A 20480-nucleotide genomic window follows, 5' to 3' on the forward strand; every position below is an offset into this window, starting at 1 on the left:
ATGGAATCCACACCGGGCCTAGCCATGAGCCAAACCATGAACTGGGAGAGCCTGCTCTCCACCCGTCGCTTCAAGATCATCCAGGGCGAAGTAAAGGAAACGCGCACCCCGGCCACCCAGGAGGGCGGCTCCGGCCTGCGCACCGATTTCCACATCGACCACGACCGCGTGGTGTTCTCCAGCGCCTTCCGCCGGCTGGGCCGCAAGACGCAGGTACACCCGCTGGCCCGGCACGACCATACCCACAACCGCCTCACCCACAGCGTGGAGGTCGCCAGCGTAGGCCGCAGCCTGGGCAACCGCGTGGGCGTGATGCTGGAACACGCCGGCCAACTGCCGGCGGGATACACCCCGCACGACATCGGCGCGGTGGTGCAGGTGGCCTGCCTGGCGCACGACATCGGCAACCCGCCCTTCGGCCATACCGGCGAGGACGCGCTGCGCGACTGGTTCCGCGACGCGCGCAACGCGCGTTGGCTGGACGGCCTGAGCGACGCCGAAATACGCGACGTGCAAACCTACGAAGGCAATGCCCACGGTCTCAGAATGCTGGCCACGCTGGAAATGTACAACAGCGAAGGCGGCATGCGCCTCACCTCCGCCGCGTTGGGCACGCTGATCAAATACCCGTGGACCGCCGACGCGCCGCCGGCTTACGAGCGCGACAAGTTCAACCTCTACCGCACCGAGCTGCCCTATTTCGAGCGCGTGGCTGCCGAACTGGGCCTGCTGCGCCAGGGCCCGCTGCAATGGAGCCGCCACCCGCTGTCCTACCTGATGGAAGCGGCCGACGACATCTGCTACGCGATACTGGACCTGGAAGACGCGGTGGAGATCGGCATCCTGGATTTCAAAGAGTTCGAAACCCTGTTCTCCGGCTTTTCCGAGCACGAGCGCGTCTGGGGCGTGCACGATATCCGCCAGAAATGCGGCACCTTGCGCGGCGTGGCGATAGGCCGCTGCGTCACCGAGGTGGCGGAAAAGTTCATGCTGCACCACCCCTCGCTGCTGCGCGGCGAATTCCCGGCCAAAGACCTGATCAACCTGTGCGATCCGGCGGTGCAGGACGCCCTGCTGCAAGCCAAGGACCTGGCCAGCAACAAGGTATACCGCCACCGCACCAAGCTGGTGACCGAGCTGGCCTCCTACCCCTGCATCGCCACCATCCTGGATGTGCTGGTGCCCGCCGTCCATGCCTGCGTCAGCCGCGAAGGCAAAGGCCTCACCCCGCGCGAGCACCTGGCGATGGGCCTGCTGGAAGGCCATATTCAAACAGGCGACAGCCTGTACCAGGCCTATATGAAGGTGCTGGACTTCGTCGGCGCCATGACCGACAACTACGCCGCCAACCTGGCGCGCGAGCTGTCCGGCGTCGGCATCCTGTAATACTCAGAGAAAGGCGACAATGACTCAGCCCGTTACCCGCTTCTGCCTGGTTCGCCACGGCGAAACCGACTGGAACCGCGAATACCGGCTGCAAGGCCACACCGACATCCCCCTCAACCACACCGGCCTGGAACAAGCCAGCCAACTGGCCCACGCCTTCAGACCCGATCACGCCTTTCAGGCGCTCTACGTCAGCGACCTGATCCGCACCCGGCAAACCGCCGCCCCGCTGCAAACCCGCCTGCAACTCAACGCCCACTACACGCCGCAGCTGCGCGAGCGCCACATGGGCGCGCTGCAGGGCCTCACTTACGCCGAGGCCGCGGACCAAATCCCGGACATCTACCGCCGACATCAGGCCCGCGATCCGGACTTCGACCTGGACGGCGGCGAAAGCCTGCGCCGCTTCCGCGCCCGCATCCTGGACAGCCTCGCCAGCATCGCCGCCGTCCATCCCGGCGAAAACGTGCTCATCGTCACCCACGGCGGCGTGCTGGACATCATGTACCGCGCCGCCACCGACAAGCCGTTGCGCGACAAGCGCGACTTTCCCATACCCAACGCCGCGCTGAATTGGCTGGACTATCATGACGGCGGCTGGACGCTGCGCCGCTGGGCCGACGAATCCCACCTCAGCGGCGCGCTGGACGAAATCCAGTAATCCCGCCCTGAAGCTTGCCCGGGACCGCGCGGCCCGGACAGGGCCCTCCACGCGCCCGCGGGAATTTGCTAGTCTCCGGTAAGAAAACCGTCCCCGCGGCGACCCATCGGCATGGGGCCAGCCCGCCGGGCAGGACGACACCAGGAAAACCGCCATGACCATAGAGAAAACCGACGCCGAATGGCGCGCCCAGCTCACGCCCGAGCAATACCGCGTGGCCCGCCAGTCCGGCACCGAGCGCCCGTTCAGCGGCGAACACTACTTTCACAACAAGCAAGGCGACTACTTCTGCGCCTGCTGCGGCGCGCTGCTGTTCCACAGCGACACCAAGTTCGACGCCGGCTGCGGCTGGCCCAGCTTCTGGGCCGAGGCCGCCGGCGCCAGCATCGCCCGCCTCGCCGACACCAGCCATGGCATGGTGCGCGTGGAAGTGCGCTGCTCCAACTGCGACGCCCACCTGGGCCACGTCTTTGAAGATGGCCCGGAGCCAAGCGGGGAAAGATATTGCATCAACTCCGTCTGCCTGGACTTCAAGGCCAAGCAAACCGGCGGCAACACTGGCTAACGCGATACAACATCGCGTCAAGCCAATCAGCGAGGGGCGCCCCCGCCTCTCGCCGATATTCGGATACATGCCCTGCCAGCCGTTTCTCGGCCTGAACGGCTATTCGCTCCATTGGACCAAAATAGCGACACCCGGCAAACCAAGGGCGATTCAGTTGACACTCCCACGCCGAACTGCGACCCTTCCCGCTTCAATTTTTTCGCCGCATCCCATCATGAAAATCACCGCCAACACCGCCGTCACCCTGCGCATGAAAGTCACCGACAGCCAGGGTCTGGTTTACGACGACGGCAAGCACCCCGTCGCCTACCTGCACGGCGACTACGACAACCTTTTCCCCAAGCTGGAAGCCGCGCTGGAAGGCCAGGAATCTGGTTTCCAAACCACGCTGGAACTCACTGCCGAAGACGCCTTCGGCGAGCGCGACGAAGCGCTGGTCACCACCATGCCCAAAGCCGAATTCCCGCCCGGCGTCAAAGTAGGCGGACAGATTCAACGCCCCGGCCCGAACGGCGAGCCGCGCTACTACTTCGTCACCAAGATCAAAGGCCCAACCGTATTGCTGGACGGCAACCACCCGCTGTGCGGCAAAACCCTGCGCTTCGCCCTCAAAGTGATGGACGTGCGCGAAGCCACCGCCGAAGAGATTGCCCACCAGCATGTGCATGGCGAGCACGGGCACCAGCATTAACGCTTTCCGCCCGACAAAAAAAGCCCTTCCGACATCAGGAGGGCTTTTTTTTGCCATGGGCTCCCCCTGGCAGTAGCGGAACGACGCCACCCGGCATTGAGCAGAACGTGCGAATTCAGCGGCGCCGTCAGGCGTCCACTGGAATGAAGGATTAGGCCTTTGCATCAAGTATTCAGGCAGCGGCCCAATCTCGACAGGGAAGGCGCGGTGTGCACAAAATCAAGCGTGTGCATCGGCCAAAACGTTTGAGGCTTGACCAGCCAGTTAGATGTAGAAGTTCAGACCTTCCCTAGTCGGCGTCGGCTTGACCTGCTAGTTAGGTCGTTGCGAGGTGCGGCCCGCTTGAAAGCAGATCTATTCGTATTGAACATCATGCGACCTAGAGATCGCTGAGTCGTACTGGCTCATAAAATCGAGTAAGGACCGAGAGCCGTCCCACAAGCCCGCAATGTAGTCAAACTCCTCATCAAAAGGGCCTTGAAAGTCCGGTACATCAGTTGCGTACTCGCAATTCCTTGCAAGCATCATAAGCCAGTCAGGCATCGCCAAATCGTAGTAGCGCCGCCACAGCTTTGGCTCAATCGAGATGGCAGTTTCCTTGCCGCTCTTATAAGCCCGATGGAGTTCTACGATCCATTTTCCTGCGACCAACTCGTCGTTTAATGCATCGTCTCCAAGGTAGCGCTCTGCAATCTGTACAACTAAAAGTTGCACTTCATCAGGTAATGTGGCCGCTGCCAACATCACAATATCAAGGTCGTCTCCTTCATCATCGCATCTGAGACGGTCAATTGCCCAGTTGATGTAATCTTGCCAGTGTGCCTCGCCCACTTGCGCCTTAAAGTAAATCTCTCGCAGTTGCTCAATATTCTTCATGAGCGGCCTAACGTTTGGACGAACCGGATGGACTGCCTGCAGCGAAGCCACAGGCAGGCCGGTCCGGGTAAGTTAGAAATTAGAGAAACCATTAAAAACAACCAGCTACAATCTGCCTCTCTAAGCATTAAATAACTAACTCAAAATTTATTTTTGCCTTAGATACTCAACAAACGAAGCAACCGCATAAATCCAGACCGCCGCGGCCGCGGAATAGCCAAAAGCCGCGAAGTAAACATTTAAAACTTGCTTCCAACTTAAAGGAATCGGCACGCTATCCAACGCCTGAAATGACATAGCGCTATTCCCCTCCGCTGGACCATGAGGCATTACAATGAATGACCCTATCGGAATTATTGGAAAGTACGCAATGATAATAAATTTTGTAGTTATATAGCTGCCATTCTCATCAACATCTCTTTTCCCATAATAGGTTGTACCAATTCCATTAAATGAAAATGCCATGATGTGCCTACACCTCTAACGTGTGGATTCAGCAGGCGCCGAAGGCGACACGCTGCAACAATAGGTTGGACTGAGTGATGAAGAATGACGCATAACACCCCTTAAACCCAAACTAAAAAATGATGGATGATTTTAAAGCTGGACGATAAGAATAGCAACGAGCTTGCAATATGTTTGCTAGTTGGAAAAACTGGAAAGTGCAGCGAGCTCAGCGTAAAATTTTGAATACTGTGTTTTATCGACGAACACAAAACACGCTAAATCAAAGCATTGCCTAACGTGGAGCTAACCGGCCGCCGGAGCCGAAGGGGGAGGGACGCTGCAAGCGCAGCTTGTAGGCGGTCCGGTTGAACGTAAAGTTATGCATCGACATACGCGCTGAGTAGCTTGGCAGATTTGTTGAACGGACTGATGTGGACCAGCAAGCTACGCTCAAGATCGACCGAAGGATGAACCCCGTTGTTCTTCGAGAACCAGAAGACATCATGCAATGGGTCGTTGGCATGCCAAGTTGTCATGACGAACTTGTCTTCAGGTATTTCCCCAAAGGAAAATTCTTTCAAATTGGCGTGGTCGACTGAGTCGTCCCAAGAGCTACAGTTCCTTCCCCAAGCCATCATGTAAAGGCACCCAGACTGAACCAGCCAGTCGCTAACTAATGCCTGCCATTCTGGCATTACGTCTCCTTCGACAATCACAACAGCCAGAAATGGGGTGTTCTCCGTCACGGGAGGTAAGATCGCCCCAGGTACAAGCTGTAGGTATTCAATATTGACAGTCACGATACATAACCTTGGAGTTACGCCGCACCAAAATAGTGCAGCGACTTAGGGAAGTTCAAAGCCTAGCTTTGGGCTATCCAGCTGACTGAAAAGTTAGGAAGCTGTCAGCATATAGCTAGCTTCCAATCCGTACAGGCTGCAGAATTGAATGTGGGAAATTTTATAAAATGCGTATGAAAAAGGAGCCAACCCTGATTTAACAATATTGCCCTTTACAGTTGCCTTTCCCGCAAAGGCAACCTTTGAACCACCATAAACTGGAATTTATTTTATAGATTTCTCGACAATACCCGGAGCTAAGAAAAGAATTGCTTTTTCCTGTTCTTTTTTGGGACAAAGAGAGAAAAGTGAGATGCCGAAAAACAGTAAGGAATCCATTAATTTCATAGGCATCGCTGTCGCCGCGACCAATTCCACAAGAATAGATATCGCTGACAGTCAGCGAGTCTTGCCTCCCAACATAAAATATACACCTATGCAGGTGTATATTCGGCTTGTTTGTTCGTACAACATGACATGATAAGCGGCTTTTTCATTGCTCTTCAAGCATGCGGGGGTGATGATGCCTGCAAGTACACCGCCAGCTGAGACTGCCGCGCCGCGCGTGCTCGATGCTCTGCGCGAGACGCTGCGAGTCAGGCATTGCCGCCTGCGCACCGAGCAGCAATACGTCCGTGCGGCGCTTTGTGCGCTTTCGCCATTATCGGCGTCCCCGCGAGATAGGGGCTGCGGAAATCGGTGGTTTTCACCCCCTCTAGCCGTGGAAGGCCAGGTGTCTGCATCCACGCAAACTCAAGCATTGTCTGCGTTGCGGCTCCTCTATCCCGGTATGCTGATGCTGAACTTGCCTGGCTGGAAGAGGCGGTTCGAGCCAAACCATCCAAACTTCCCAATGTCATGCAGGCGCTGCGGGAGGTGGCGGCACGCTAGCGCGAGCCGATGGATTGCACGCGCTGCAGCTGAGCTTGCCGTACAGCTCCGGCATGCGGCTGATGGAGCGAATGCGCCTGCGGGTCAAGAACATCGACTTCGAATGACATCAATGCCATCGACAGGCCGCGCTGGCCGAAATACAGTCATTGGATTATCCCAAACCCAAGCCTGACTTTTGGCTAAAATGGCAGACAATCCCGTGTTTTCACCCGATATGCGCGATATCTTCCCTGGGCATGCGAAAAGGCGGAAAGCGTCTTGCCTAGCGAGCAAGGCGGCTTCCCAGCCCCGCCGCGCCTGGAGCCTGGGCATCAGCCTGCTTTTGGCAAGCGCGGCAGCGTTTGCCTCTCCGCCGCTCAAGAACTGGTTTGGCGACCCGTTTTTCCAGGCGCGCGGCCGGATAGCCGGCTGCCCGATGCCGCGGGGGCCGTTCGCCACCGAGGCGGAAATGAAACAGCAGGCGCATTCGCGGATCGAACGCGGCACCAGCTGCTGGCTGGCCGGGCAGTGCGCCAAACCCAATGCCTATCTGTACGATGCCGACATCGCCGCCGATCTGCGCCGCCGCTTCGCCCATAGCCGACGTTTCTCCGACGCCAGCCTGTGGCTGACCGTGCAGCGCCGATTCGTCTACGTGGAGGGTTGCATCCGCAGCTGGCGCGCGGCCGCCGGGATGGAGGCCTTCATCAAGCGAACGCCCAATGTGCAACTGGTGGTCGCCAATCTCATCGTCGGCGTAGGCAAGCCAAACTATCCGGCGATGCCGACGCAGTGACTCCGCCGCGCCCCGGGCTCGTCTAACCGCGCCCCAGCGGCAAGCGGACCGACTCCTTCACTTCCCGCAGCGACAGGCTGGAGCGGATGGACGACACCCCGGGCAGCTCGCGCAGCACGTCGCGCACGAAAACGCCGAACGCTTCCAGGTCTGTGGCCACCACTTGCAGCAGATAGTCGCATTCGCCGGTCAGATTATGGCAGGACAGCACTTCCGGGATGGACTGCAGCATGGTCTCGAAACGCAGCGGCGCGTCGCCGGTGTGGTTGCCAAAGCCTATCTGCACGAAGGCGAGCACGCCGAAGCCTAGCTTCTTGCGGTTAAGCGCCGCCCGATAGCCCGAGATGTAGCCGTCTGCCTCCAGCCGCTTCAGCCGGCGCCAGCACGGCGTTTCGCTCAGCGAAACCTGCTCGGCCAGCTTGGCGTTGGACAGCCGCCCGTCCTTCTGCAGCAGGTCCATCAGGGTCAGATCCACATCGTCCAGCTCTGATTTTGGAAGAGTCATTTTCATCAAGCCAAAATTAAGAAAGAGTCTTTTAAAATTTAGCCACATTGCGCAAGACAAAGCAAAGCAATTCCATCCGCGCCGGCGCACACTAAACGCATCGTTTCCTCTGCACCGGAGCCTGCCATGCTGCCATTGTCCGTGCTGTCGCTATACCTTGCCGCCCTGGTCGCGGTTTATGTGCTGCCAGGGCCGGACATGGCCTTGGTGATGGCCACCTCGGCCGGCCGCGGCATCCGCGCCGGCCTGCAAACCGCGCTTGGCATCGCCGCCTCGCGCTTTCTGCACGTGATGATGTCCGGGCTGGGCCTCGCCGCCCTGATGGCCACCCACCCCTTGCTGTTCGACGCGGTGCGCTGGATCGGCGCCGGCTATCTGTTGTGGCTGGCATGGAAGGTGATCCGCGCCCAGCCGGCGCCGGATGGCGGCCCCGTCGCGACCGAGTCCGGCCGGGCGGCGATCGCCCGCGGCTTTCTGACCAATCTGCTCAATCCCAAGGCCTTGATGTTCTGCGCCCTGTTCCTGCCCCAGTTCGTATCGCCGGCACACGGCGCGATGCTGCCGCAGTTCATGCTGCTGGCGGGCATTCTGGTCTCGGTCGGACTGTGCTTCGACGCCGTCTACGCCTTCGCCGCCTGCGGCATCGCCCGCCGGCTGAAAGGCCGCCGCCCGATGGCCAGGCTGCAGAAAGGCTTGCTGGGCGGCGTGTTCGTGGCGATGGCCGGCCGGCTGATCCTGGGCTGACCGCCCTCCCGCGCCCTTCTCCGCATCCGGCTATTCCCTAAACGCGGCGGCCGCCCCACAATCGACAGGTATCGCATAACAAACGGGCGCGCCGCGCCGGGTCTCCGCCCGGCGGCATCCGCCCGAGAATGACGGATGCCTCATGTCTCTTCCTCTGAATCTGAATCTGCTGCGCTCGCTGGAGGCGCTGCTGGAAACGCGCAACCTCACCCATTCCGCGGCCAGGCTGGGCCTGACGCAATCGGCGATGAGCCGCCACTTGGTGCAGCTGCGCGCGCAGTTCAAGGACCCGCTGCTGCTGCGCGAGGGACAGCGCTTCGTGCTGACCGAGCGGGCGGAGGAGCTGCGCGGCCAGTTGCGGGCCGTGCTGGGGCTGGTGGAGCAGTTGTACCAGCCGCCGCGATTCGACCCGTCCGCCTGCGAGCGGGAGTTTTCCTTCGCCGGCTCCGACTACCTGGCCGAATACATGCTGCCGGACATCCTGGACCGGGTGCTGCCGCAGGCGCCGGCCATGCGGCTGAAATTTCTCCCGTGGCAGGCGGGCCGCTTCGACATGCTGGTCGATGGAAGCGCGGATCTGGTCTCCACCATCGCCGACGAAGTGCCGGACAACATCTACGGCAAGCCGCTGGGCCAGGACAAACCGATGTGCGTGATGGCGGACAACCACCCGCTGCGCGGCAAGCCGGGTCTGACGCTGGACGACTACCTGGCCTGGCCGCACGCGCGCGTCAGCTCCGCCAGCGACAAGGACGGCTTCGTCGACATCCAGCTGGCGCGCGCGGGCCTGGGCCGCCATATCCGCATCGCCACGCCCTATTTCGTGTCGGCGCTGAGCATCGTCTCCCGCAGCCATCTGCTGCTGACGCTGCCGGAGCACCTGGCCGGCCGCTTCCAGCGCCAGTTCCCGGTCCAGGCCAGACCCATGCCTTTCATCGACTACACCTACCGCTACTGGCTGCTATGGCACGGGCGCGCGGACAAGGACCCGGCGCACCGCTGGTTCCGCGGCCACGTGTTCGACGTGCTGCATCACTCCATCCACGGCGTGAGCAAGTATGCGGGAGACGCATAGCGGCTATCTCCCGATGGCGGTTCCGCCCCGTCGGGCCGGCTCATAGACTCTGTCCAGACTGTCATTCGACAAGGAGACAATGATGACCTGGACGATCTGGCTGCAATTCGCCGGCGTATGCATGCTGGGCGCGATGTCGCCCGGACCCAGCCTGGCGATGGTCTTGCAGCAAACCGCCCGCGGCGGACGCGCCGGCGGCCTAGCGGCGGCGGCAGGGCACGCGCTGGGCGTGGGCCTGTACGCGCTGGCCGCCGCCAAGGGGCTGGCGCTGGTGATGGCGGCGTATCCGCTGCTGTTCAGGATCGTCGCCTGCCTCGGCGCGGCTTACCTGGTATGGCTGGGCGTGCAGGGCCTGCGCGCGGCGGCTCGTCCTCGCGCCGCCTCCGGGGCGGCCGCCGCCGCCGCCGCGCCGACCTCCTCTTGGAAAGCCGCCCGCACCGGCCTGGCCGTGGCGCTGTCCAATCCGCACCTGGCGGTGATGTTCGTCGCCCTGCTCAGCCAGTTCGTCACCGTCGACATGCCGGTCAGCGGCCAGCTGCTGCTGATCGGCACCGCGATAGGGCTGGATTTTGGCTGGTACGCGCTGCTGACGCTGCTGATCTCCCGCCCCGCCATCCTGACCGGCCTGCATCGCAAGGCCAGGTGGATAGACGGCTGCGGCGGCGCGCTGATGCTGCTGTTGGGCCTGCGCATCCTGGTGGTTTGAGCCGAGGAAAGACCACCATGCCATCCAAACGGGACATCGCGGCCGCGCTGGCCGCCCGCCACGGCGGCGAAGTGCTGGAACACAGCCAGCCGCTGCGCTCTGCCCGGGAGGGCGCGGCCCACTTCGGCATCGCCATGGAGCAAACCGCTCCCACGCTGATCGTGGAGGCCGACGGCGACGTCGTCGCCTGCATCCTGTCAGGAGGACGGGACGGCGTGGATTGGGACAGGCTCGCGCGGCTGCTTGGCCGCGGCCGGGCCCGACTGGCCGACCGCCGCCGCGTCCGCGACATCACCGGCTGCGAGGCCGGCGCGGTGCCGCTGCTGGGCCTGGATCTGCCCTGCGCGATGGACCGCTCGCTGCTGGCCCACGATTTCATCTACGGCGGCGCCGGCGATCCGCTCAGGACGCTGAAGATTCCGCCCCGCGCCGTGGCGGCGCTGAACCGGGTGTCGATCTGGTACGAGTGACTCCGCCAACCGCGATTACGCTTGCATTCCGCGCGGCCCATGCGCGAAATTGTCGGCACCTCCCCAATGGACCCCATCGATGAAGACCCTCCTCATCCGGCTGCTGCTCCCCTTGCTGGCCGCCGCGCCCGTCCTCGCCGACACCCAGACCCTGGTCATGTTGCGCCATGGCGAAAAACCGGAAGGCGGCTACGGCCAGCTCAGCTGCAAGGGGCTCAACCGCTCGCTGGCGCTGATCAAGGCGCTGCCGGCCAAGTACGGCAAGGCGGACCAAATCTACGCGCCGTCCACCGCCAGCCAGAAACGCGACCCGGCCGGCACCTTCAACTACATCCGCCCCTTGGCCACGATAGAGCCCACCGCCATCTCCCAGGGCCTGCCAGTGAACACCGCGTTCGATATGCTGGCGATAGACGGTCTGCAACAACAGCTGGTCAATCCGGTTAGCCACGGCAAGACGGTGTACATCGCCTGGGAGCACAAACTGCTGCGCGAGATGGCGGCCGACATCATGCGCCGCTACGGCGGCAAGGATGGCGCCGAGCAGGTGCCCGCCTGGGGCAAGAACGACTTCGACAGCCTCTACGTGATCGCCATCGATTACGGCAAGGGCAAACCCGTGGCCCGCTTCCGCCATGACCGCCAGGGACTGGACGATCTGCCGGACACCTGCCCGGGCATGTGAGCCCCGGATGCCGATATCGGCGTGCGCTTGACTTAAAGCGCGCTTTAACATTCATGATGACGGCTGTTACCGCAACAAGAGCGTTTCCCATGCCGCAAGCCGTCAACCATGAAAGTCTTTTCAGCCAGGGCCGGGTCGCCGCCAGCCTAGGCGCCATCGCGCTGATCTCGCTCCTGGCCTTCGAAGCCATCGCCGTCGCCGCTGCCATGCCCGCGGTAGCGGCCGCATTGGGCGGCCTGGATTTCTACGCCATCGCCTTCGGCGGCACGCTGGCCACCTCGGTGGTGGGCATGGTGCTGGGCGGGGAGGTGTGCGACCGCCACGGCCCGGCGCGTTCCGCCGCGCTGGGCCTGGCCGCCTTCATTTCCGGCCTGCTGGCAGCGGGCGCGGCGCCGGACATCTACACGCTGGTGTTGGGACGCCTGCTGCAGGGCCTGGGCTCCGGCCTGCTGGGCGTGGCCATCTATGTGGGCATGTCGCGCGCCATTCCCTCCGCGCTGCATCCCAAGCTGTTCGCGATGTTCGCCGGCGCCTGGGTGGTGCCGGCGCTGGTGGGCCCCAGCATCGCCGCCGGCCTGGTTCATGTTCTCGGCTGGCGCGCGGTGTTTCTGGCGGTGGCCGTGGTCGCGCCCATCGCCGGCGCCATGCTGCTGCCGGCGCTGAACCGGCAGCGCGGCCACTCCCGCCGCGCCGAGCCCCTGCGCTGGCCCTTGCTGGGCTGGAGCCTGCTGGCGGCGGCGGGCGCGCTGGGCCTGCACGGCGGCAGCCATCTCCCGGCCTGGCCCTGGATGCCGCTGGCGCTGGCCGCGGCCGCGGCATGCACCGCGTTGGCCGCGCGGCGGCTGCTGCCGGCAGGCGCCATGCGCGCCAAGTGCGGTCTGCCGTCGGTGGTGGCGATGCGCGGCCTGATCGCCGCGGCTTTCTTCGGCAGCGAGGCCTTCATTCCGCTGCTGCTGACCACGCGCTACGGCTGGAGCCTGAACGCGGCCGGGCTGGCGCTGACCGCCAGCGCGCTGATGTGGAGCGCCGGCAGCGCGATCCAGGCGCGGCTGAAGGGGCAGTGCGCGCGCCGCCGCGGCCTGACCGCCGGCTTCGCCGCGATGGCGGCCGGGCTGAGTGTTTCCTTGCTGAGCGTGGCGATGGGCTGGCCGCCCTTGCTGGCGGTGGCGGGATGGGCGCTGACCGGCCTGGGCATTGGCCTGAGTTTCCCGATGCTGTCGGTGCTGACCATGCAGCTGTCCCGCCCCGACGAGCAAGGCCGCAACGCGTCGGCGCTGCAATTGAGCGACGCGCTCGCCTCCAGCGCCGCGCTGGCCCTGGCCGGCCTGCTGCTGCACGCGCGGGCTCAGCCATCCGCGCCGCCGGACACGCTGCCCATCCTGGCGATGTCCATTCTGCTGGCGCTAGCCGGCGCCTGGATCAGCCCGCGCGCGTTCGGAGCGGGCGCGAAGGCCGAAAGCGGCCTGGAAGCCGCCTCCCGGCAGAAGGCTTGACGCTTACAGCGCCTGCGGATCGATGTCGGCCACGCTGTTGAAAATGTAGTCCGGCTGGTAGGGAAACTGCTCCATCGACTCCAGGGTGGAAACGCCGGACAACACCAGCGCGGTGCACATGCCGGCCTCCAGGCCGCCGACGATGTCGGTGTCCATGCGGTCGCCTATCATCACCGCCTCTTCCGGATGCACGCCCAGCTTGCGGGTGGCCAGCATCATCATCAGCGAATTGGGCTTGCCCACGATGTAGGGCTTCTTGCCGGTGGCGGCCTCTATCGCCGCCAGCAGCGTGCCGGCTGCCGGCTCATAGCCGCCCCCCTCTATCGGGTCGATCATGTCCGGGTTGGTGCCGATGAACTTGGCGCCTTGATCGATGAAGCGCACCGCCTTCTTGATTTGTTCGAAACTGAAAGTCTGCGACTTGGCCACCACCACGTAGTCCGGATGGGATTCGGAAATGGAAAAGCCGACGTTGTAGAGCTCGTTGATCAGGCCGGCGCCGCCCACCACGTACGCGGTGGGCATCGCCTTGCGGGTCTGGCTTTTCAGGAACATCGCCGTCGCCATCGCGCTGGTGATGAAATTGTCCTCGGTCAGGCCGGGTATGCCCAGGCCTTCCAGCTTCAACCGCAAGTCCAGCGGCGTCTGCTCGGCGTTGTTGGTCAAAAACAGGAAGGGCGTTTGGGTATCGATCAGCCGCGTGATGAATTCGCGCGCGCCGGGAATCAGCTGCTTGCCACGGTAGATCACGCCATCCATGTCGGAAATGATGCTCTTGCTCATACGGTGTATCCAGAACACAGGTGCCGGCTGCGCGGGCACGGTCGCGGGCTGCGGCATGCCGCCGCAACGGCCACAGCATAGCATGGGCGGATGGCGGATTTGTTCGCGCCGGAACAATGCGCCTCAACCATCCCGCCCACCCCCTGGCCATATGCGAACATTTTTCGCATGCGAATGCGATTTATTGTCAAAAAATGAAAATTTCTTGGAACAAATGTGACTTTTCACATTCAGACCGTCAGTCCGGCCATCGTCCAGCGCGCTGGCGGACGGGAAGCCCGGCCCCCTGGCCGCGGCTTCCGTTTTGCTTACTTAAAGATGCAGTGTCTCGTTCGGCGAGGCTCCTATGCAAACACAGGTCACTGATCTGACGACGTCGAGAGACGCCCAAGGTTAGGACAGGCTTTATCGGATTAAGGTTTAGCCCAAAGTGACTTCCAACGGATACGTTGCATAGTGCCAAAACCTAGACGCGGAGATCGCTTTCTGCACTCTCCTTCCTGGTTGTCGCCCCCATTGAGAACTGTTTGCGGTTTAAACAGCTAAACGGGGAGTTTCTCACCATGACTTATGTCGCCACCCACACCCTCGCCGCCGGCAACGCGGCCGATATCAAACTGAAGGAAACCGTAGCCGCCTACATGAGCGTGTCGCTGATCACGCTCCGCCGCGACATGAAAGCCGCCGCCGCCCGCGCCCACATCCTGGGCCAGTTGCGCGACGACGACGTGCCGGCCCAGCTCTTCGTCACCGACGACAGCGGCTTCCTGCACGGCAGGCTGTCGCTGAAGACCCTGCTCACCGAGCAGGATGACGCCCGCCCGGTCTCCGCGCTGATGCAGCCGATAGACTATTCGGCCACGCCGGACATGTTGCGCCGCGAGATCGCGCCGGAGCTGCAGGAAAAGGCGCTGGACATCGTGCCGGTAGTCCGCGGCGGCAAGCTGGCCGGCGCGCTCTACGAGCGCGAGATCGCCGCCCTGCTGCGCGATGAGGAAACCGACGACGCACAGCGCCAGGGCGCCAGCCTGCCGCTGGACACGCCCTATCTGGATTCCAGCCCGTGGGCGCTGTGGAAGAAGCGCTTGCCCTGGCTGCTGCTGCTGTTCGCCGCCGAGGCCTACACCAGCACCATCCTGAAAGTGTTCGAGGAGCAATTGGAAGCCGCCATCGCGCTGGCCTTCTTCATCCCGCTTCTGATCGGCACCGGCGGCAACAGCGGCACCCAGATCACCTCCACCCTGGTGCGGGCGATGGCGGTGGGCGAAGTCGGCCTGCGCAATCTGGGCGCGGTGCTGCGCAAGGAGGTGACCACCTCGGTGATGATCGCGCTGGCCATCGGCCTGGTGGGCCTGTTTAGGGCCTGGATGCTGGGGGTGGGCAACGAAGTGGCGCTGGTGGTGTGCCTGACGCTGGTGGCCATCACGGTGTGGAGCGCCATCGTGTCGTCCATCATCCCGATGGTGCTGAAGAAAGTGCGCATCGACCCCGCCGTGGTGTCCGCGCCCTTCATCGCCACCTTCATCGACGGCACCGGCCTGGTGATCTACTTCAACATCGCCAAGCTGCTCATCACCGATCTGGCCTGATGAGCCCGCGCCGGGCATCCGCCCGGCACGGCTTCCACCTCGTCCGAGCAATGGGAGGCGATGGCGGCGAATGCGTCGAAACCGGCCAGAAAACAGTCCGCCAGCTCCGGCTGGAGCGGGCTGCCGCGGCCGGCGGCGATCGGCACATCCTGTGCGGCTGGCTTGTTGGTGGCGGCCGTGCTGGCTGTGTACCGCCGCGCGACGCACTCCGGCTCTTGAGCTCCCGCTCGCCCCCCCAGCACCAGTAATCCGCCATCTCCATTCCGTCGATCTCGGCGGGCTGCATCCGTAGCGCAATCAACTGCACCTCATCCAACGGCGGCAGTCTGCTCCCCGGCGCCCACCATTGCGCGAAACAATCCGACAACGCCTTGCTGTCGGCGATGTCCAGCTGGCCGATGTCCTCCAGCGTCAGTCCGGCCATGCGGGCGAACAGGAAGCCTTCCTGGCCGGCATCCTCCTGGCGGTGACGGCTGGCCCTGGTCCAAGCCATGACGCAATCGGAGCCGGAAAACAGTTAAGACCCGCTAACAAAACCCCTGATCCTGCGTTGCGCCTCCTTGTCGTGCTCTCTGTACTGCCTGCGTCGGCGCGCCTTGGCTCAGGGACTCTGCGCGGTTTTGTTAGCGGTTCTAAGACTGCGATCCTCCACCCAGCACGCTGGCTGCGATGGCCGCGTCCTGCGCCGCGATGCCGGTCAAATCAGCCAGCGTGATCTGCTGGGCGTCTTGACGCAAACGCCCGCCGGCGGCCAATGCCGCGCCCAGCTCAATCAGGCTGGACGGGTCGCGCAAGCCGGCCCTCACCGCATGGGAGGCCTCGCCGTAAGCCGCGCACTGCGCCAGCGAGTCCACAGCGACAATATCCGCCTCGGCGACGATGGCCGGATCCAGCTCCTGCTTGCCCGGTCCGTCTGCGCCCAGCGCAGTGATGTGCGTGCCCGGCCGCAGCCAGCCGCGCCGCAGCAGCGGCCCGCGCGACGGCGTGGCCGTGACGATCAGGTTCGCCTCCGCCGCCACCGCGCGCGGATCGGCCGCCGCGAGCGCGCGGAAGCCGAGTGGCGCGGCGAAGGCGCAGAAGGCAGCGGCCTGTTCCGGCTGCCGGCTCCATACCCGGACTTCGCGGCAGTCGGTTACCGCCCGTAGCTGCTCCAACTGGGCGCGGGCCTGTTCGCCCGCGCCCAGCAGGCCTATCGCCTCCACCCGCGACGGCGCCAGCAAGTCCGCGGCGAGCCGCCCGGCCAGCGCGGTCCGCATCGTGGTCAGCCAGCCCTGGTCCTGCAGCAACGCCAGCACCCGGCCATCCGTGGCAGACAGCGCCAGCACCAAGCCGTCGTTGCTGGGCAACCCGCGCGACGGGTTGTCGTAGAAGCCGGTGGAGATCTTGACCACCAGCGCCTCCTCGCCGGCGATATGCGCCGATTTGACGCAGCAATCGCCGTTGGCGCCGGCGAAACGGAAATTCTGCACCGGCGCCGACTGGACTTCGCCGCGCGAGTAGGCGATGAAGCCGGCCTTCACTTCGGCCAGCGCGCGCTCCACATCGAAGCGCGCGATGATGGCGTTCTTGTCAAGCAGCCTCATGGCACGCCTCCAGGAAAGTCTCCAGCTTGATGTTGCGGCCGCACAGCACCACCGCCACCGGCCGGCCGCGATATGCCTCGGCCAGCTGGAACAGCCCCGCCATCGCGACGCCGGCCGCGCCCTCCACCATCCAGCGCTCGGCCTCGGCGATCTTGCGCATCGCCGCCTTGATCGCCGCCTCGTCCACCAGCGCGGTATTGTCTATCACCCGCCGCGCGATGGGCAGGGTGACGGCGCCCGGCTCCACGCCGCCGGCGGTGCCGTCGGAAATGGTGTCCCGCTCTTCGTATTCGACGATCTCCCCCGCCAGCATGCTCTGGTACAGCGCCTGGGAATGGCGCGGCCAGCAGCCTACGATCTCGGTCTCCGGACTCTCCGCCTCCAACGCGGCGCCGATGCCGGAAATCATGCCGCCGCCGCCCACCGACGCGAACACCGCCGCCAGGCCGGGATGCTGTTCGGCCAACTCCATCCCTATCGTGCCCTGGCCGGCGATGACATCCACGTCGTTGTACGGCGAGACGAAGGGCAGTCCTTCACGCTCGGCGCGCCGCGCGGCCTCCAGCTCCACTTCCAGCATCGGCGCATCGATGACGACCACCTTCGCGCCGTGGGCGCGGATCGCGTCCAGCTTCATCGCGGAGGCCGCCGCCGACGCGTACACCGTCACCGGCACGCCGGCCAGCTTGCCGGCCAGCGCCACGCCCAGGCCGTGATTGCCGCTGGACACCGTGGCCACGCCCAAGCGGCGCGCGGCATCCTCCAGCAGCCGCATCTTGTTGCTGGCGCCACGGAATTTGAAAGAGCCGGTGTGCTGCAGATGCTCGCACTTCAGGTACACCTCGCAGCCGGTCAGCGCCGACAACGCGGGACTGTGGCTCAGCGGGGTGACGGCCACCTGCGGCCGCAAGGCCTGGTGGGCGTCGACGATTTGACTATATAGATCGCGCATGTCGGGATCTCCTGGCATGGGTCAGGCGGCGCCAGCCGCCGGAATGGGAATGAAAGCGTTCTCAAAATATAGACAAAAATTACAAAATAGACAATAAATATAAAAAATGAACAACAAGACATTGATCAAGATAAGCGTAAAATCCTGATGCATCCTGTCTTATCAAGCCAAGGCGTATCGCGGCGGAAAAACAACGAACATCCAAAAATGAGACAAACTGTCTATAATCTTAGCCATTCCGCCCCTGACTGGACCGCCATGCGCCGAATCGCCCCCTCGCCTGTGAAGGATTTGCTGCTCAACCGCTATGCCCATATCGCCGACGCCATCGCCACTCTGTTCCACCCCTATGTCGAGGCGGTGATCCATGACCTGCATGACCAGACCGTGCTCCACATCGCCAACAACCTGTCCCGGCGCAGCCCGGGAGACGATTCGGCGCTGGAGGAGATTCCCGGCGCGGCGCGCGACCGTGTGGTCGGCCCTTACGAAAAACTCAACTGGGACGGGCGCAGAATGCGCAGCGTCAGCGCGGTGCTGTTCGACGACCAGGCCCGCCCCGCCGGCATGCTGTGCCTGAACTTCAATATCGCCGTGTTCGATGAAATGCGCGGCGCGCTGGATATCCTGCTCAAAGGCGCCGGAGTCAGGCCGCAGCCGGCCGAGCTGTTCCGCGACGACTGGCAGGAACGCGTCAACGTATTCCTGCACGGCTGGCTGCGCGAACGCGGACTCGGCCTCAACGGACTGGGGCGCTCGCACAAGCGGGAACTGGTGGACGCGCTGCATGCCGAAGGCGCGTTCAGCGGCAAAAGCGCGGTCAACTACGTAGCCAACGTGCTGGGCATGGGACGGGCCACCGTCTACAAGCGCATCAAGGAACTGCGCGGCGGGATGGACTGAAGCGCCCCGCGGCAAAGTCCCCAACCGCGCCCCTGCGCGCATATACTCAATCTTGCACAGCGCTTTTGCTGGCAATGGCATCCCGTTTGCACTGATTGACACGATGCGCCTGTCCAAGACATTCACTCTGATCACCATCGCGCTGCTCATCCTCGCCTGCTTGCCGCTGGCCTGGATCATCAATAGCGAATGGACGGTTTACCACGCGGCGGACGAAGGTCTGAATTCGATCCAGATCGCACACCTGGCGATGGTGGCGGTGGAAAAGATCTCCTTCGAGCGCGGCCCCGCCAACGCCTTGATCGGGGCGTCGGCCACCCCTGCCGCGCGCGAAAGGCTGCGCCTGGCCCGGCAAACCAGCGACCACGCGCTGCGCGACCTCGTCGCCGCGCTGTCCCCATCGCGCTCGGCCTATCATCAGCGGGCGCTCTCGTCCGCCCGCGTCGCGCGGCAACGGCTGAGCGAGGCACGCCGCGGCATGGACCGCGTCATCGGCTCGCCGGCTCCGTCGTCAGCGGAAATCATGGCCCCGATCAAACAGATGTTCGATGTGGTGCCCGCCATTCTGGAGGCGGTCACCTCTTTGTCCACCCTGGCATCCAACGCCTATCCGCAGTTGTCCAACCCGCTCAGCGGCGCCCGTTTGGCCACCGAACTGCGCGAATACGCGGGCCGGATGGGATCGACCCTCACCGCCGCGCTGGCTGAGAAACGTCCGCTGACCGAAACCGAGGCCCGGGATGTCTTCATTCTGCGCGGCCGCATCGAACAATTGCGCGGCACCATACGGCTGCGGCTGAACGTCCCGTCTTCCCAGAGCGGCCCTCGGCTGGCGCTGGACAGCATGCAGGCGAGGTATTTCCAGGATGGCCTGGCTCAGGTGGACCTGGTATTGGATGCCAGCCGCCGCGGCCAGCCGTATGCGGTTAGCCTGGAAGATTTCACCGCCGGCTATGTGCCCACCCTGTACAGCATCGTGGAGCTGCGCGATGCGATGCTCACCGCGGCGGCCGTCGAGGCCCGCGCCCAACAGCGCGCGGCCTTCCGCCACCTGCTGGGCGCCATCGGACTGGGCGTGGTCGCGCTGATTGCCCAACTGGCGCTGCTGGCCTTCATCCGCCGCCGCATCGCCAGACCGCTGCTGGCGGCCTCCCGGCTGCTGACCGACATCGCCGACGGCAAGCTGGACGCCAAGCTGCCCGTGAACGACAGGAAAGACGAGGTGGGAGATCTGCTGCGCGCCATCGCGATCTTGCGCAGCAACAGCCAGGAAAAACGCCGCCTGGAACAGGAGCGTCTACGGCTGATAGAAGAACTGACAGAAGTGTCCCGTCTTGACTTCCTGACCGGCATCGCCAACCGGCGCGCCTTCACTCAGGCGGCCCACGCCGAAATCGCCCGCGCCCGGCTGGCGCGGGAGTCGGCCACGCTGATCCTGTTCGACATCGATTACTTCAAGCAAGTCAACGACCAATACGGCCACGATGCCGGCGACGCGGTGCTGGTCCATGTCGCAGCCATGCTGAACCGCGCCTGCCGCGACGGCGACCTGGCCGGGCGCTACGGCGGCGAGGAGTTCGTGCTGCTGGCCCGCCACGGCGGCGCCTCGCCCGGCGACGCTTTGGCGGAAAGACTGCGCGCCGGCATCGAGGAAACGCCGTGCGCGCTGCCTTCCGGCGAATGGCTGGCAGTGACCGCCAGTTTCGGCGTCGCCGCGCTGAACGATATCCGCCCCACGCTGGAGCAGATGTTGCAAGCGGCGGACCGCGCGCTGTACTCGGCCAAGCGGCAAGGCAGAAACCGCATCGTGATGGCCGAGAACTGACGCGCCGCATCAAGCAAGGAGCCCTCCAGACAG

The 20480-nt window shown here is 63.7% G+C and carries 22 protein-coding genes and 1 riboswitch; of the genes, 14 read left to right on the forward strand and 8 right to left on the reverse strand.

The window, feature by feature from the left end; translation table 11 throughout:
* The first annotated feature begins 24 nt into the window (after positions 1 to 24).
* The 4 genes from DK842_RS01030 to DK842_RS01045 all read left to right on the forward strand — a co-directional run bounded on the left by DK842_RS01030 (position 25) and on the right by DK842_RS01045 (position 3303).
* Positions 25 to 1386, forward strand: a complete 1362-nt coding sequence (locus DK842_RS01030) for a deoxyguanosinetriphosphate triphosphohydrolase (protein WP_198414606.1) — start codon at positions 25 to 27, stop codon at positions 1384 to 1386.
* A gap of 19 nt (positions 1387 to 1405) precedes the next feature.
* Positions 1406 to 2047, forward strand: a complete 642-nt coding sequence (locus tag DK842_RS01035) for a histidine phosphatase family protein (protein WP_114059692.1) — start codon at positions 1406 to 1408, stop codon at positions 2045 to 2047.
* Between the two features lie 154 nt (positions 2048 to 2201).
* Positions 2202 to 2612, forward strand: a complete 411-nt coding sequence (msrB, locus tag DK842_RS01040; RefSeq protein ID WP_114059693.1) for a peptide-methionine (R)-S-oxide reductase MsrB — start codon at positions 2202 to 2204, stop codon at positions 2610 to 2612.
* Positions 2613 to 2826: 214 nt separating this feature from the next.
* The gene (locus DK842_RS01045; protein WP_114059694.1) at positions 2827 to 3303 is read left to right on the forward strand and encodes an FKBP-type peptidyl-prolyl cis-trans isomerase; all 477 of its coding nucleotides are present in this window, start codon (positions 2827 to 2829) and stop codon (positions 3301 to 3303) included.
* A gap of 354 nt (positions 3304 to 3657) precedes the next feature.
* Here the strand turns inward: DK842_RS01045 and DK842_RS01050 are convergent, their stop codons facing one another.
* From DK842_RS01050 to DK842_RS01055, 3 genes are all read right to left on the reverse strand, one after another.
* Positions 3658 to 4179 carry a hypothetical protein gene (locus tag DK842_RS01050; RefSeq protein WP_114059695.1) on the reverse strand — a complete coding sequence of 174 codons (522 nt, stop codon included), beginning with the start codon at positions 4177 to 4179 and terminating at the stop codon, positions 3658 to 3660.
* Positions 4180 to 4326: 147 nt separating this feature from the next.
* The gene (locus DK842_RS22840) at positions 4327 to 4644 is read right to left on the reverse strand and encodes a hypothetical protein (protein WP_145963947.1); all 318 of its coding nucleotides are present in this window, start codon (positions 4642 to 4644) and stop codon (positions 4327 to 4329) included.
* 359 nt (positions 4645 to 5003) lie between these two features.
* Complete coding sequence (locus DK842_RS01055) at positions 5004 to 5426, reverse strand: DUF7684 family protein (protein ID WP_145963948.1); 423 nt, start codon at positions 5424 to 5426, stop codon at positions 5004 to 5006.
* A 1255-nt stretch (positions 5427 to 6681) separates the two neighbouring features.
* Between DK842_RS01055 and DK842_RS22845 the strand changes: the two genes are divergently transcribed.
* Positions 6682 to 7134: a BON domain-containing protein gene (locus tag DK842_RS22845; protein ID WP_168194793.1), complete on the forward strand. Its 453-nt coding sequence runs from the start codon at positions 6682 to 6684 to the stop codon at positions 7132 to 7134.
* 22 nt (positions 7135 to 7156) lie between these two features.
* On the opposite strand, the gene DK842_RS01065 is transcribed toward DK842_RS22845, so the two are convergent.
* On the reverse strand, positions 7157 to 7639 hold the full coding sequence (locus DK842_RS01065) for an Lrp/AsnC family transcriptional regulator (RefSeq protein ID WP_332835395.1): 483 nt from the start codon (positions 7637 to 7639) through the stop codon (positions 7157 to 7159).
* Between the two features lie 126 nt (positions 7640 to 7765).
* Between DK842_RS01065 and DK842_RS01070 the strand changes: the two genes are divergently transcribed.
* From DK842_RS01070 to DK842_RS01095, 6 genes are all read left to right on the forward strand, one after another.
* Entirely contained in the window at positions 7766 to 8383 is a 618-nt protein-coding gene (locus tag DK842_RS01070) for a LysE family translocator (protein ID WP_114059699.1), read from the forward strand.
* Positions 8384 to 8525: 142 nt separating this feature from the next.
* Entirely contained in the window at positions 8526 to 9458 is a 933-nt protein-coding gene (locus tag DK842_RS01075) for a LysR family transcriptional regulator (protein ID WP_114059700.1), read from the forward strand.
* A gap of 82 nt (positions 9459 to 9540) precedes the next feature.
* A complete protein-coding gene (locus DK842_RS01080; RefSeq protein ID WP_114059701.1) occupies positions 9541 to 10164 on the forward strand; it encodes a LysE family translocator in 624 nt (207 codons plus the stop codon).
* Between the two features lie 17 nt (positions 10165 to 10181).
* A complete protein-coding gene (locus tag DK842_RS01085) occupies positions 10182 to 10634 on the forward strand; it encodes an aminoacyl-tRNA deacylase (RefSeq protein WP_114059702.1) in 453 nt (150 codons plus the stop codon).
* 79 nt (positions 10635 to 10713) lie between these two features.
* Complete coding sequence (locus tag DK842_RS01090; protein WP_114059703.1) at positions 10714 to 11319, forward strand: hypothetical protein; 606 nt, start codon at positions 10714 to 10716, stop codon at positions 11317 to 11319.
* Positions 11320 to 11408: 89 nt separating this feature from the next.
* A complete protein-coding gene (locus DK842_RS01095; protein WP_168194794.1) occupies positions 11409 to 12812 on the forward strand; it encodes an MFS transporter in 1404 nt (467 codons plus the stop codon).
* Positions 12813 to 12815: 3 nt separating this feature from the next.
* Here the strand turns inward: DK842_RS01095 and DK842_RS01100 are convergent, their stop codons facing one another.
* The gene (locus tag DK842_RS01100; RefSeq protein WP_114059705.1) at positions 12816 to 13595 is read right to left on the reverse strand and encodes an HAD-IIA family hydrolase; all 780 of its coding nucleotides are present in this window, start codon (positions 13593 to 13595) and stop codon (positions 12816 to 12818) included.
* A gap of 320 nt (positions 13596 to 13915) precedes the next feature.
* Positions 13916 to 14080: riboswitch (M-box (ykoK) riboswitch) on the forward strand.
* Positions 14081 to 14158: 78 nt separating this feature from the next.
* Here DK842_RS01100 and DK842_RS01105 point away from each other — a divergent pair.
* Positions 14159 to 15184 (forward strand): magnesium transporter, encoded by a 1026-nt coding sequence (locus tag DK842_RS01105; protein WP_114059706.1) that lies wholly within the window; start codon positions 14159 to 14161, stop codon positions 15182 to 15184.
* Here DK842_RS01105 and DK842_RS23760 read toward each other — a convergent pair.
* From DK842_RS23760 to DK842_RS01120, 3 genes are all read right to left on the reverse strand, one after another.
* Complete coding sequence (locus DK842_RS23760; RefSeq protein ID WP_168194795.1) at positions 15168 to 15677, reverse strand: phage tail assembly protein; 510 nt, start codon at positions 15675 to 15677, stop codon at positions 15168 to 15170. The two genes, DK842_RS01105 and DK842_RS23760, sit on opposite strands and share 17 nt — an antisense overlap.
* Before the next feature lie 139 nt (positions 15678 to 15816).
* A complete protein-coding gene (locus tag DK842_RS01115) occupies positions 15817 to 16767 on the reverse strand; it encodes an ornithine cyclodeaminase family protein (RefSeq protein ID WP_114059707.1) in 951 nt (316 codons plus the stop codon).
* A complete protein-coding gene (locus DK842_RS01120; protein ID WP_114059708.1) occupies positions 16754 to 17719 on the reverse strand; it encodes a threonine/serine dehydratase in 966 nt (321 codons plus the stop codon). The genes DK842_RS01115 and DK842_RS01120 overlap by 14 nt, the downstream gene beginning before the upstream one ends.
* Positions 17720 to 17977: 258 nt before the next feature.
* Between DK842_RS01120 and DK842_RS01125 the strand changes: the two genes are divergently transcribed.
* Together DK842_RS01125 and DK842_RS01130 are read left to right on the forward strand one after the other, a co-directional pair.
* Complete coding sequence (locus DK842_RS01125; protein WP_198414607.1) at positions 17978 to 18622, forward strand: helix-turn-helix transcriptional regulator; 645 nt, start codon at positions 17978 to 17980, stop codon at positions 18620 to 18622.
* 103 nt (positions 18623 to 18725) lie between these two features.
* Positions 18726 to 20447, forward strand: a complete 1722-nt coding sequence (locus tag DK842_RS01130; protein ID WP_114059710.1) for a GGDEF domain-containing protein — start codon at positions 18726 to 18728, stop codon at positions 20445 to 20447.
* The last annotated feature ends 33 nt before the right edge of the window (positions 20448 to 20480 follow it).

The sequence above is a fragment of the Chromobacterium phragmitis genome (genome assembly GCF_003325475.1).
Taxonomy (GTDB): Bacteria; Pseudomonadota; Gammaproteobacteria; order Burkholderiales; family Chromobacteriaceae; genus Chromobacterium; species Chromobacterium phragmitis.